The organism is Streptomyces sp. R28 (assembly GCF_041052385.1).
Lineage (GTDB): Bacteria > Actinomycetota > Actinomycetes > Streptomycetales > Streptomycetaceae > Streptomyces.
The window spans coordinates 4,457,430-4,470,867 of record NZ_CP163439.1; the positions used below are offsets into that span (position 1 = coordinate 4,457,430).

10 protein-coding genes are annotated in these 13,438 nt (G+C 69.7%); 5 read left to right on the plus strand and 5 right to left on the minus strand.

Annotated features, from left to right (window positions below):
• The first annotated feature begins 13 nt into the window (after positions 1-13).
• Both AB5J49_RS19610 and AB5J49_RS19615 read left to right on the plus strand, forming a co-directional pair.
• Complete coding sequence (locus tag AB5J49_RS19610; protein WP_369169916.1) at positions 14-853, plus strand: Scr1 family TA system antitoxin-like transcriptional regulator; 840 nt, start codon at positions 14-16, stop codon at positions 851-853.
• On the plus strand, positions 825-1,094 hold the full coding sequence (locus AB5J49_RS19615) for a DUF397 domain-containing protein (RefSeq protein ID WP_369169917.1): 270 nt from the start codon (positions 825-827) through the stop codon (positions 1,092-1,094). Before AB5J49_RS19610 ends, AB5J49_RS19615 begins: the two co-directional genes overlap by 29 nt.
• Here AB5J49_RS19615 and AB5J49_RS19620 read toward each other — a convergent pair.
• The 4 genes from AB5J49_RS19620 to AB5J49_RS19635 all read right to left on the minus strand — a co-directional run bounded on the left by AB5J49_RS19620 (position 1,091) and on the right by AB5J49_RS19635 (position 8,455).
• Complete coding sequence (locus tag AB5J49_RS19620) at positions 1,091-4,798, minus strand: TIR-like protein FxsC (RefSeq protein ID WP_369169918.1); 3,708 nt, start codon at positions 4,796-4,798, stop codon at positions 1,091-1,093. The two genes, AB5J49_RS19615 and AB5J49_RS19620, sit on opposite strands and share 4 nt — an antisense overlap.
• Positions 4,799-4,862: 64 nt before the next feature.
• Complete coding sequence (locus AB5J49_RS19625; RefSeq protein WP_369169919.1) at positions 4,863-5,930, minus strand: AAA family ATPase; 1,068 nt, start codon at positions 5,928-5,930, stop codon at positions 4,863-4,865.
• Entirely contained in the window at positions 5,927-7,564 is a 1,638-nt protein-coding gene (locus tag AB5J49_RS19630; protein WP_369169920.1) for a hypothetical protein, read from the minus strand. Before AB5J49_RS19630 ends, AB5J49_RS19625 begins: the two co-directional genes overlap by 4 nt.
• Entirely contained in the window at positions 7,565-8,455 is an 891-nt protein-coding gene (locus AB5J49_RS19635) for a TIR domain-containing protein (protein WP_369169921.1), read from the minus strand.
• 185 nt (positions 8,456-8,640) lie between these two features.
• Here AB5J49_RS19635 and AB5J49_RS19640 point away from each other — a divergent pair, with 185 nt between their 5' ends.
• The 3 genes from AB5J49_RS19640 to AB5J49_RS19650 all read left to right on the plus strand — a co-directional run bounded on the left by AB5J49_RS19640 (position 8,641) and on the right by AB5J49_RS19650 (position 11,971).
• A complete protein-coding gene (locus AB5J49_RS19640) occupies positions 8,641-9,735 on the plus strand; it encodes a hypothetical protein (RefSeq protein WP_369169922.1) in 1,095 nt (364 codons plus the stop codon).
• 173 nt (positions 9,736-9,908) lie between these two features.
• A complete protein-coding gene (locus AB5J49_RS19645) occupies positions 9,909-10,364 on the plus strand; it encodes a DUF485 domain-containing protein (protein WP_369169923.1) in 456 nt (151 codons plus the stop codon).
• Complete coding sequence (locus AB5J49_RS19650) at positions 10,361-11,971, plus strand: cation acetate symporter (RefSeq protein WP_369169924.1); 1,611 nt, start codon at positions 10,361-10,363, stop codon at positions 11,969-11,971. Before AB5J49_RS19645 ends, AB5J49_RS19650 begins: the two co-directional genes overlap by 4 nt.
• A gap of 167 nt (positions 11,972-12,138) precedes the next feature.
• Here AB5J49_RS19650 and AB5J49_RS19655 read toward each other — a convergent pair whose 3' ends face one another.
• Positions 12,139-13,026, minus strand: coding sequence for a cellulose-binding protein (locus AB5J49_RS19655; RefSeq protein ID WP_369169925.1), 888 nt, complete (start codon positions 13,024-13,026; stop codon positions 12,139-12,141).
• Positions 13,027-13,438 lie beyond the last annotated feature (412 nt).

The following is a 13,438-nucleotide window of genomic DNA, read 5'->3' on the forward strand; positions in this document are numbered from 1 at the left end:
GGGAGTTGCACGCGTGGCGATCGAGGACAATCCGCGTTCGCGGGAGCAGTACGGGGCGGAGCTGAAGCGGCGTCGGGAGACGGCGGGACTCACGCAGGAGGAGTTGAGCCAGCGTGCGGTGATGTCGCGCACGCACATCGCGCATATCGAGGGTGGGCGGCGGAGGCCGGATCCGGATGATGCGCGGCGGCTGGATCAGGTGCTGGAGGCGGGTGGGTTCTTCGTGAACTTCCTGCCGACTCTGGACGGGAAGGAGGTGGCGGAACACTTCAAGGGCGCCTTGGAGTTCGAGAGCAAGGCAACGGTGATCAAGGAGTACGCCCCGAGTCTGGTTCCCGGCATCTTGCAGACGCAGCCGTACGCCTACGAGGTGCTCAGCTGCGGCTACCCGCGCAAGAACGACGAGGAGCGCGACAAGCTCCTGGTCACACGCCTCGAACGGGCCCGCATTCTCGACGACTTCCACTCACCCGAGGTCTGGGTACTGCTCGACGAGGCGGTGCTACGACGTGCCGTCGGCGGGCCGGCGGTGATGTGCGAACAGCTCCGTCACATCGCCGAGTTGGGTGAAAGCCGCCGCATCCGCGTACATGTGCTGCCCTACTCGGCGGGCGCGCACCCTCTGCAAGAGGGCTTTCTCTCCCTGATGTGGTTCGAGGACCTGCCGCCCATCGCGTACGCGGAAGGCGTGAACAGCGGGAGGGTCCTGGAGCGTCCGTCCGTGGTACGCGAGTGCCAGGACCTCTACGATCATGTGCTGGGCGATGCCTTGTCGCACCGTAAATCCCTGGACCTGCTCAGGTCCGTCGCGGAGGATTACGAGCATGAAGCGCAGCGAGACCAGGATTGCTGACGCGTCGGCACTGACCGGCTGGCGCAAGTCGAGTTACAGCGGCGAGAGCGGCGGCGACTGCCTCGAAGTTGCCGCTTGGCGCAAGTCCAGCTACAGCGGTGGCAGCAGCGGCTCCTGCCTCGAAGTCAACGACACCGCCCGCCCCACCCACGTCCCCGTCCGCGACAGCAAGAACCCCACCGGCCCGGCGATCGTCTTCTCGGCGTCGGCCTGGACGGCGTTCGTCGACGGAGTTCGTTAAGGCTCCTCGTCCTCGGAGAAGTCGCGCACGTCGGCGAGCAGGCTGGGTTCGACCGGAGGGAGAGCGCGTCTCTGGGCCACCTCCACGATCGTCTGTGCGATGGCCCAGGCAACACGTCGGTACTGCGACCAATGCCCGGACTCGCGCAAGCCCCGCAGACCCCCCACTGCAGCCAGTTCGCTGTCGAGTGTCGACGACATGTACTGCACCTCCCTGACCTCTCGCGGCAGTTGCGTGGGATCGACGGGCTCCCAGAGCACAGGCACCGTCGCGATCACCCCGCCCAGCGATTGACGCCACCTGAAGACCGACCACTCCCTGTGGCACCACTTGCTCTCGAAGTACGAGGGCGAAAGCAACGGCACAAAGACTCGCGCCTCGGCCAGGGCCGCGTACGCCTCCTCCCGCCAGCGTGCACCCTTGGTCAGGCTGTCAGCCATGAAGCCGGGACTCTCCCCGTCGAAATCCGTCATCTCCATAACGTGTTGGCTCACAAGGTGGAAGAAGTCCTCTTCCGGATTGCCATGTGTCTTACCTGAAGCCGGATATGCCGCACGGCTGTAGCTCAGAAAGAACAGCGGCCCTTCACGAGGCGCCTCGGACGGCATCGCCTCCGGTTCGCGCTCACGAACGTGCGAGACCCTCCCGGTGGACAGCGCGATCCGGTCGATGAGTCCAGGACTGACGAACCACGCCACGCCCTTCGAAGAATAGAGACTACAAAGTCTTCCTCCCGCGTCTACAACTACCGCACCCGCGGGAGGAACAACAGCCTCCGAGGAGGCAAGGCTCAGCTTGATTTCAGGTGTCCGCGAGCCTCCCGTCGGCTTCTCGTACCACGCTGCGGCGAAGGGGCTTTCGACAGAGTGGGCCAGAGGAACTGCGGGAAGACCAGCCTCTTCGAGCTCGATGCTGACCAGTTTCGGTGTTTCAGGTACCACAGATGCGCGGACCACTCGGAACTCCGCACCGTCCGGTCCTCGGACCTGAAGTACCCCTGGGCCCGGGCTGAATCCGGCGGCGAGCACGACGTCCGGTCTCACCGCGACCCCAGTACCCACGAAGCGACCCTCCCGGCTGATGCTGACGAGAGAGGACAGGAACTCGCGGGTTGCCGGACGACCGATCAGAAGCCCCTCAACAAAGGAGGCGATCGGCAAGCGTCGCTCCGTGATATTCGAAATTACCGCCGCCAGTATTCCTGGGTGCGTTCCCATGATCTCCACGAAATCGGCTAGTTCGGCGACCTCGTGCCACACCTCTCCACGATACGGAGCGAGTGCGTCCCGAACGAATTCCACCGCTGCTTCACGGGTCAGGCCGCTCAGTGTCACCGTCTCGTACGGCTCTTCCCACCATCGCGTCCCCTCAGAGAGGGTGACCAACAAGCTGCCGGAGTGCGGCGGCGGCAACCAGGTGGGCCACGGATCCGAATCCCTCTCGTCGGTCAAGAAGGTTTCCGAAGAGACGCCGTCGTAGATCAGCAGCCAGCCCGGATTGTCACTCAGATAGGTGAAGAGGCGGTCCAGGCGGTCCCACAGCGTGTTCTCAGGAAGCGTGATGCCGAGGTCGTCCGCAAGGGCGGCAAGGTCCTCCCGCAGGATGTCGGGCTTGTGGGCGCGGATCCAGCGGACCATCGTGAACGTGTCGGCAGACGCCTGGGCACATTCGATGGCCAGCGCGGTCTTGCCCACGCCGCGAGCTCCAACGATCATGCATTGCGTCCACATCGGCAGCAGCCCCCGCGCGGCAGCGTCGCGGTTACCCCCGACCAGCGACCGCAGGACACTCGACGCCTCTTCTTCCCTGCGGACGTAGAACTCCGGTAGCGGAGGAATCCGGCTCGGCACCCTCTCACCGGTCCGAGCCACCCCGATGTTCCCGCCGGCCACGACGCTGCCCTCTCGCCGCGCCTCGCCCACTTCCGGTTCCAGCGCCCCCTTCCGCCGCCACCACGAGAGCAGCCCCCACCCCCGCCGCCGCTCCTCCCTCGGCTCCGGCACCGATTCCGTCGGCGCAACGCCCCTCACCCGTCCCCGCGTCAGCCTCTCCACAACCTCCGCGTGATCCCCGCCGACCCCGGCGACCACGGCCAGCGCGACCTCCGCGAACGCCCGGCTCCCCTCCGGCAGTCCGCGCCCGTCCAGCCCGCCGCCGCCCTCCGCCACGGCAGCAAGCAGCGCCCCGAAGTCGGTCACCCCGCCGAACGTCGCCGCCACCCGCTCACTCACGCCGTCGATGACCCGCTCCAGGACCCGCAGCGACTCCGTACGGGTCAGCCGGTCCAGCAGCGCCTCCCGTACGCCGTCCCGGAAGTCGTAGAGCACGCTGTCCGGATCCTCACCCGGCACGGCGGCCGGCGTACGGCGTACGAGGAGCCCGGAGAGGAAGATCTCGGCGAGATGCATCGGCGTCGACGCCGGGAGCATGGTGCGCTGGACCAGTCTCATCACCGGCAGACTCAGCGGTGCGGCAGCCAGCAGTCGCACCAGCCGGAACGCCTCCGGCGAGTAGCCCTCCTCGAAGCGCTCGATCCACTCCCCCGGTGTGCTCGGCGACGCCCCCGAGGCCGGCAGGGTCGGCCGTTCCACCGTCGTCAGCGCGGCAGCCCGCATCGGCAGCCAGTCCGTCGTGCGGCCGGACACGAGCCGCGCCCACGGGCTCAGCCAGTCACCGGACACCTCCAGCACCGGCAGCCAGTGGATCCGCGCCCGGTCCTCCGCCCCCGCACGCCCGCGTGCGATGCCCGGTAACGGCCCCGACGACCGCACCTCGATCGTCGCCCGGTCGGTCTCCGTGCCACGCGCCCGCACCGCAGACGTACGCAGCGCCGTTCGGTGCCACAGCCGTCCGGGCAGCACCTGGAGCGCGGCGACGGGGCGTCGTACGGACCAGTCGGCCAGCGCCGCAGGCAGCTCCGTGCCGTACCAGGACGGGCCCACCCCGTCTGTCAGGACCAGGACCGCGCGCCGCCCGGCCGGGTCCGCCAAGGCCTGCCGCCACCGCCGTACCGGCGACGCCGCCTGCGCGCCGCTGCGTCGGAACGGCGCCAGCGTCGGTTCCGGACCGTCGGTCTGAAGCGCCCACGCCCGCACGTCGGCGAAGGCACCGTGCCGGGCGAGCAGGGTCCGTAGCTCATCGGCGAGGCGGTGCCAGACCTTCATCGTCGTGCCCGTGTCGATCAACAGGTCGACGGAGAACCGGCGTTCAGGGGCAGGGCGCAAGATCGGCAGGAGCAGCCCGGTATCGCCCGAGGCTGCCGCCGTGGCCTCCACGTCGAGGGTGCGGGCGCGAGTCGAGGGCACCGTCTGGCGCAGGGGGCGCAGGGCTCGGGTCAGGGCGAGGGCGTCGGGGAGGGCCTGGGGTTGGGCGACGCGGATGGCGTGTGCGCCGCCGGGGCCGGCGGGCGCTGTGCCGTCTGTGCCGCCGGGAAGGTGGAGGCGGGCCGACGGAGGCTCGGGGCCGGTGTCGGGGGTGGGGTCGTCGTCCTGCGGTACGAGCGGGAGCGGCGTGGCGGGGGGCGGGGGCCGCGTCGGGTCCGTGCCGTTGCCGAGCAGCGACCAGTCGACCGGGTCGAGGCCGCTCAGCCGGGCGATCCACAGCACGTCGAGGGCGTCGTCGGCATCCGGTGCGCCTCCGGCGTCCAGGAGGCGGGCCAGTTCCTCCCGCAGGACGTCGTCGGGCACGGAACCGGGCTCGGCCACGGCTCCCCCGGCTCCGTCGGCTCCGTCGGCTCCGTCGGCTCCCTCAGCCCCCGTCACGGCCCGCTCAGCCCCGATCCAGCGGCCGCAGCAGATCCTCGTCCAGCAGGGCCCGCCCCGTCTCGTCGTTCCACAGCCCGCGTTCCGCCATGAGCAGCGCGTTGAGCAGCTGGTCGTTGGCGAGCGTGCCCTTCTCCCGCTGCTTGGTGAGGAAGTCGCCGATGATCTTGCCCCGCACCTCGGCGGAGGAGCCGTTGCCGCCGGTCCCCGGCTCCCCGAGGTGCGCGGCGACCATGCCGGCCAGACGCCCCTTGTCCGCCGCCCCGATCTCCAGCCGGATGCAGCGACGCAGGAACGCCATCGGGAACTCCCGCTCCTCGTTGCTGGTCAGCACGACGAACGGGAACTGAGCGCATGCCACCTCACCGCCCTTGACCTGCACCTTCTTACGGTCGGCGGTCATGACCGTCTGTTCCTTGCCCTCCATCCGGGCCAGTTCGGGGATGACGAACTCGCCCTCCTCGAAGACGTTCAGGAGGTCGTTGGGGAAGTCCATGTCGCTCTTGTCGATCTCGTCGATCAGCAGGACCCGGGGCCGCTTCCACGGCAGCAGGGCCGTCCCGAGCGGTCCCAGCCACATGTACTTGCCGATGTCGGGCGGCGGGGGCGCCTCGCCTTCCCGGCGGCCGGTGAGGGTGCCCGCGTTGCGCAGGCCGGCGTCGTAGAGACGGCCCACGGCGTCGTACTCGTACAGCCCGTCGTTGAGGGTGGAACGGCTGGTGATGCCCCAGCGAAGCACCGGGCCGAGCTTCAGCTCCTGCGCGACGGCGTACGCGAGTGTGGACTTGCCGGTGCCGGGCTTGCCGGTGAGCAGCAGCGGGCGGCGCAGATGCAGGGCGAGGTTGACGAGGTGGATCTCGCGCTCACCGGCTTGGTACGCGACGCCCTGGCCCTCTCGGCCGAGATGACGGTGGACGGCGTCGTCGTCGGGGGCCTGCGGGGTGTCGAGCAGCCGTGCCGGCTGTTCGCCGCCGTGCCGGAAGGCGCGCCACGGGGGTGCCTCGGGCAGGTTCTTGATGCCGTCGTGCGGGGTGCCCGTCCCCTCGTAGACCCACCAGTCCGGTTTCTTCGTCATGCTGCTCCTTCGCCGGCCCCGCGGGTACCGGTCATCTGCTGGTCCTGGCCGCTGAAGACGCATGTCGGGTCGTCCCACAGCAGGGTTATCCGGTTGTGCACGCTCTCGGGGTCGCGCCGCCCGCGCTTACGGGCCTCGTGCACGCTGTGCGGCAGGTCTGCCAGCCGGTCGAGCGGCCGGCAGTGGCGCAGGACGTCCAGCAGCGAGCCCGGGTCGCCGTCGTCGCGACGCCAGACCATGACCGGGATTCCGTCTTCCAGCAGGGCGCCTCGTACCGCTTCCCGGATGAGTTCGTCATGGTGGTCGTACGGGATCCCCAGTCCCAGGCAGGACAGGTCGGCGTGTTCGAGCAGCCAGTCCGCGACGTCGGCGGGGTCGGACAGCCGCAGGGACGAATAGCGGCTGCCGGGACAACTCCAGGGTTTCGCCGTGGGGTTCTGGCCGTCCGCCCGTTCCGGTGTGTCGGGCCCCATCCAGCCGATGCGTTCCAGCGCGTCGCCCGGTGTGCCGTCGCGGTCCGCTGCCTCCAGTGCCTGCCAGCGGCGGATCCATTCGTCGTGGATCGTGCTGTCCTTGTACCGGGTCAGGGAGCGTACGACGACCTGGCAGCTGCGGCTGAGGGGCACGCCGGCCGAACCACCGGGCCACGACTCGGCGGGGTGGTCGAGCAGCGAGTGCGGCAGCAGGAACTCCACCCGCTTGTCCACTCCCCGGCCGGCCTCGGCCGGTTCCTGCCAGGCGGCCAGGAAACCGCGGCCGCAGTCCATCAGTTCGCCGCCGGCGAAGGTGCCGGGCAGGGACTGCGAGCCCCGGAAGGCGGGCCGGGCGTCGCCGACGCGCTCGTAGTGGTAGCCGCGCAGGGAGTAGCGGCGCTGGGTGTACGGCAGGTCGCTCGGCGCGTCCTCCTCCTCGACCCGTATCTGGATGATGACCTGCCGGTCGACGCTCGCGGGCGGGGTGCCGGCGCCCGCACCCCGCCTCTGGACGGAGGAGAGCAGACGGACGAGCTCCGGTCGCGCTGCGGGTTCCGCTGCCAACAGGCCGAGGAACCCCAGCAGTTGGTCGCGCGGGGCCTCGGGGTCGGCGGGAGTCACCCGTGCGTCGTAGAGCTGGAGCAGCACCTGCGGGAGCCGCTCGGCGTCCAACGGTCGGCCTGCGGTGCGGCGTTCGGTGCGGTACTGATGTACCGCCGTCCAGCCGAAGCCCAGCTCCTGCCTGTGCAGTTCGCCGATCAGGTCCAGCATGACGGGCACCGGCAACGGGCCCGGCCGCCCGGTCAGCACCACGACCGCCAGCTCGAACCACTTCGTGGCGATGTCGTCCGGTGCCACGTACTCCAGGGCGTCCCGCAGCGACTTCAGCGTTCCGGTGCGCTGGGCGGCGTGGGCGATGGCGTGCAGATGGTCGCGGGTGACGTTGTGCTCAGGAGCGTCGTCCCGGAGCCGGGGGGCCGCATGGTGAAGCAGGTCGAGGCGGCCGTCGAGCGACCGCAGCCGAGGGATGTCGGCCAGGATCCCGACGAGCAGTTCCTCGATCCCCCGCTCGGTCTCCCGCGCCGGGCCGGGCTGGATCGGGGCGGTACTCCGGGATGCGGTACGGCCGGCGGAGATCCTGCGGCGCAAGTCGCGGAACACCTACACGTCCCCGAGTACCAGTCCGCAGGCCACGAGCAGGTCCCGCACCCGCTTGGTGCCGATGTCGCCCGGCGCGATGTCCTTCAAGGAAAGGTACATCGCCTTCAGCACCGCGTCGGGCATCAGTGTCGTACGTCTGATGCCTTCGTCCAGCCGGCGCAGATGCGTCCGGGCGTCGTCGGACTCGGGCACGTCGAAGATGTACTCCGGGCTGCCCAGCGACTTGGTCATCATCTCCAGAAGTTCGTAACGGTAGGACTTCTGGCGCAGCCTCGGGCAGGCCATGAGCGCGTCGACCAGGTCCTTCGTCTCGGGCATCACGAAGGTCGGGGGCGGTGGCTCCGGAGCCGGCACCGGCGTCGACGAGGTGATCGGCGGATGCAGCACCAATGGCGGAAGCGGCGGCTCCGTGTGGTGGGGCTGGCCGGTCAGGAGCCGCAGCAGCGGCTCCGCACCGTCGACGGTGAAATCCTCGATGGCGTAGTGGCTGTGGCTACGGCCGCCCAGCCACATGGGCAGGTCGGCAGCGGAACCGCCGGGCATGACGACAGGGACGATCTTCTCCAGCGCGGCGGCCTGATCCTCGTACACCAGGTTCCGCAGCAGCATGGACTCCCACTGCACTCCCAAGCCCTCACCGGCCGCCGCATCACCCTCCGCGCGCCGCTTGTACTGCGGCGAGGCGACGACGATCACATGCCGGCTGTTCCGGATGCCGCGCAGCATCCACAGTGACCAGTCCTGGCGGCGTTCCCCGGCCGGCAGGTCCAGGTCCGCGTCGATCCCGCAGCGGCGCAGGAAGTGGTAGAACTCGCGGACGTCTTCCACGTGTTTGTCGTCGTCATGGGCGTACGAGATGAACACCCGCCCCGGCACCGGCACGTCACTCATGTGGCCTCCCCCTTGCATCCCGCGCACCACTACGAGTGCGTCCATGATGACTCAACGGGCGCTGGAGAGAGACGGGTTCGAGGAGCTCACCTCACAACCGTGGCCCTCGACGCCACCGACATCCACGCCTCCGACTGTGTGAGGGTGCTGTCATGACCAACCCCACACGACGCACCCTCCGTGGATTGGCGGACACCTTGGTCCGCCTGGGCATAGCGACGGACGAACAAGCCGCGGCCGGCCTGGCGGAGGCCGCCGGGATCGGCATGGACCTCGACGAGGAGTTCGAGGACACCGACGAGCTGACCTTCCTCCTCGGCGAATGCGGCCTCGGCTTCCAGACGCCGGAAAAGGTGTCGGGCGATCTCGAGGAGGGGTACGAGGAGCTGCTGCTCGACGCGGCGGCGTGCTCGGGCGGTTCGGTGGTCGTCGATGACGTACAGCTGGTGACGGACGAGGACGGAGACGAGTACCTGCACTTCCGGCGCAATGGCCGTTCGATATGGCACCCGGCGGAACACCTCTCCGACAGCACCCGCTACATGGACTGGAACACCGCCTTCGACGCCATCGGCGACCTCGTGCCCGGCAACGACGACCCAAGGGGCTTCTACCAACTGGACGAGGAGTCCTACGACGCCTGGTGGCTCCTGTTGACGCCCGACCAGGCCGAAGGGCTGAAGGAGTTCGGCCTCCCGCTGCCGGTGCAGCTCGGCAACCGGATGCGCGACCTCATCCCCGCGGAGGAGCCCGAGACGCCCGCTTGGTACGTGGAGGACGACCGCCTGCACGCGAGCGAGGAGTCCCGCCGGCGCCTTGACGACTGGCTGGCCTCGATGGACGCCGCACTGGACCGCTGGCGAACGGCCCATCTGCCGGACGGCTTCCCCTTCGACTACTCGCTCGAATCGCTCTCGCAGCTGGAACGACTGGTGCTGGACCGCTTCGACGGCCCCGCCTCGCTGGAGGCGGCGGCCGCGGACGAGTTCTTCGAGGGCGCGGTCAGATACGTCGGAGAGAGCGCGCTGCGGCTCTGGCCGTGCCGCTGGACGTACCGGCACTCCGACGACACCTCGTCGGTGTTCACCAACGAGCCGATGATCCGTTCCAACGCCCCGGCCGGCTTCGCGGGGGAGTTCTCTCCCGACTACGTTCTGCGAACCCTCGTCAGAAGCCGCACCTCCGACGCTGTGCGAGAGCCCATGGAACGGGTCGGCGAAGCCGTCGCCCGCTACCGCAAGACGCTCCACGCCCGCACCGCTTCAAAAGGTCTGAGTTAACGGAGGTAACACCCCAGGTCAGACACGGTTTGGCGTAGTAAGCGCATACCGACTGCCCAGTTCGATGAAAACCGCACGCATCCCCTTACTGCGAAGTAACATGCATGGCTCGCCCGCCCCCCACCTCCCTGCGGTCCGCCCCGCCGGACCCGAGCCATGCAAGGAGCAACGGGATGTCCTCCCCGTACGACCCGTACTCGCCCACCTATCCCTGGCAACCCCCCGACCCACCACAGCCACCGCCGCCCCCACGGCACCGAACCCCCGACCATCCGCCGCTCGGCCACCACAGCGACCTGCGCATCCTGCGCACCGCCTACCGCTGGCAGCGGCGCGTGGCGACGCTCACCGCGCTCGGGTACTTCACCCTCTTCCTGATCCTGTCCGCCTTCGCGCCCGGGTTCATGTCGAGCACGGTCGCCGACGGACTCCCCGCCGGCCTGCTGCTCGCGCTGATCCAACTGCCCGTCACCTGGCTGGCGATAGGCCTGTACGAACACACCGCCCGCCGTTACGTCGACCCGCTCGCGGACCGCATCCGCAAGGAGGCCGCGGTGGAAGCCAAGCGGGAGTCGGCGAAGAGGGGGACGGGGCAGAGGAGCACAGGACAGAGGGGGACGGAGCGATGACCGACTTCAGTGGGGACGCGCAGGCGATGTCGCTGGTCGCCTTCTGTGCCGTGGCCACCGTCACGCTGCTGCTGTGCGTGATGATGGGCCCGGACCGCGACGACCTCGACGAGTTCTACACGGGCTACAGCTCCCTTTCCCCCATGCGCAACGGCCTGGCGATCGCCGGCGACTACATCAGCGCGGCGACCGTACTGGGCACGACCGGCGTGGTCGCGCTGTGCGGCTACGACGGGATCGTGCTGGCCCTGAGCACGGCCCTGTCGCTGATGCTGCTGATGTTCCTGCTGGCCGAACCCCTGCGCAACGCGGGCCGGTTCACGATGGGCGACGCGCTGGCGCGCCGTATGCCGGGGCGCGGGGTGCGGATCGCGGCGTGCGCGGTGACGCTGGCCGCGCTGGTGCCGCTGATGCTGGTTCAGCTGGCGGGGACCGGGCAGTTGCTCGCGTTCATCCTGGGCTTCTCGGGCGACTCGCTGAAGACGGGGTGCATCATCGGCCTCGGCGTGCTGATGATCAGCTACGCGGCGATCGGCGGCATGAAGGGCACCGCGCTCATCCAGATCCTGAAGATGGTGATGCTGCTCGGGTCGGGCGCCGTCGTCGCCGTACTGATGCTGGCACGGTTCGACTGGGATCCGGGTGCGTTGTTCAGCACCGCGGCGCAGCAGAGCGGGGTCGGTCCGGCGTTCCTGGAGTCGGGGCTGCAGTTCGCGGGCGGACCGCATCCCCGCCTGGACATGATCAGCTCGCAGCTGGCGGTCGTCCTCGGCGGTGCGTGTCTGCCGCACATCACGATGCGCATGTACACGGCGACGGGCGCGCGTCAGGTGCGGCGCTCGATGTCGTGGGCGGTATCCAGCGTGGCGCTGTTCGTGCTGGTGATCACGGTGATCGGCTTCGGCGCGACGGCGCTGATCGGGCGCGAGGTCATCGCCGGGGCGGACCCGCAGGGCAACACGGCGTATCTGCTGGGCTCCAGGGCCGCCTTCGGCGCGGAGGTCTCCACCGCGGAGACCCTCCTGTTCACGACGGTCACCACGGCCATCTTCCTCACCGTGCTCGCCTCGGTCGCGAGCATGATCCTCGCCTGCGCGAACTCTCTCGCCCATGACGTGTTCGCCGTGCGGGTACGGGAGCTGTCCGGCCGCCGCGAGATGATGCTGGCGCGGCTGTCGGCGCTGGCGGTGGGGGTCCCGGCGATCGTGCTGGCGACGATGGTCCAGCACCGCAGCCTGCAGCCGCTGGTGACCCTGTCCTTCTCCCTGGGCGCCTCGGCCATCGCCCCGGCCCTCGTCTACAGCCTGTTCTGGCGCCGGTACACCCGGGCCGGTCTGCTGTGGACCCTGATCGGCGGCTCGTTGGTCGTGCTCGTGCTGATGCCGGGCACCAATCTGGTCTCCGGATCGCCGATCTCGGCCTTCCCCGACGCCGACTTCAACTGGTTCCCGTTCACGACGCCCGGGCTGGTGTCGATCCCGGCCGGGTTCCTCTTCGGCTGGCTGGGGACGGTCGTGTCGGGGCGGGGCGAGTCGGAGAAGCAGCGGCGGCAGTACGAGGCTGTGGAGGGGTGGATCCTGGCGGGGGCGGTGCGGAGGGGGAGCTGATTGACGGGGGGGGGTGAGGGGCGGGGTGGTGGGCCGGGACTGGGTGGTCCGGGGTTGGATGGCCGGGGGTTGGACGGCCGGGGGTTGGACGGCCAGGGGTTGGACGGCCCGGAGCTGGCTGGACAGCCCGGAGTTGCCCGGACGTACCGGCCCGCAACCGGCGTCGCTCACTCCAGGGCGGCCTGCCCCGTCAGCGCCGTCAGGCTGACCCGCATCTGCCCGATGTGCGCCCGCACGTCGTCCCACATGTCCCCGTGCTCGCGCAGCACCCGTTCCGTCTCCCGGGCGATGGCGTCCGACCGCCGCCGAGCCTGCGCGAGCAGCTCCGTCGCGCGCGCCCGCGCCTCCTCCTGCAAGCGCTGCGTCGAGACCTGCGCGTCCGCGAGCTCCTGCTCCGCATCGGCCAACGAGGCCTCGGCCCGCGCCATCCCCTCCTTCTCCGACGCCTCCAGCGCCGCCAGCCGCTCCTCGGCCTCCCGCTCGGCCTCGGCCCACCGCTCGGCATGCTCCTTCTCCTGCTCGGGGAGCATCCCGGCGGTGCGCTCCCGTAGCTCACGCAACGTGCCGAGCACCTCCCCGCGCCCCTCCTTCACATCGCGCCGGGCGGTGACACGGAGCTCGATCGCCTCCGCACGCGCCGCGAGCAACCGCTCATCGGCACGCTCTTCCGCGTCGGCGCGCACGGCGTCGGCGTACGCCTGTGCCGCGTCACGCACGCCGTTCGCGCGCTTCTCCGCCTCGTCGACCAAGGCCTGTGCCTCTTTCCGCGCACCGTCCCGCAAGGACGCGGCCTCCTCCTGCACCAGCGCGAGGATCCGCCGCGCACGCCCCCCGAGCGTCTCGTACGTCTGCGGGGCGAGCTGCGCCACCTCCTCCTGCAGCTGCTCCGCCTCCTCCTCCATCTCCCGGGCGAGCACGGTCAGCCGAGCGGCCCGTTCCCAGGCCGCGTCGCGATCGCGGAAGAGGGAGTCGACGTAGGCGTCGACCTGTTCGGGACGGTAGCCACGCCCTCGTACGACCGTGAAGTCGTAGAGCGAGACCGGTGCGCTGCTCATCCTTGAACCCCTCTCCGCCGAGCGAACACAAAAATGATGATTTAGCGCCCATCTTGATGTATCAGGTGGAATCGCTCATAACGCGACACTCCGCGCGCAGGGGCACGAGGCAGGCGCAGGGGCACGGCACAGGCGCAGAGACACAGACGAGAGATGCCGAGGCGTAGGGGCGCGGAGGGGCGGGGCGTAAGGGCTCGGGGCGTGGTGGAGCAGGGGCGCAAGGGGCAAGCGGGTGGGGTGGCGGCCGGGCGTAAAAACATACGAGTGGCGTGGCGTGCGGGTGAGGTGGCGCGCGGGGCATTGGGGTACGAGGAGCGGTGCGCGGGCGCATACGAAAGGGCCGACCCCGGTCACACAACCGAGAGCCGGCCCTTTCGCTACCTGCCTACCTACCTACCTGCCTGGCCACCTA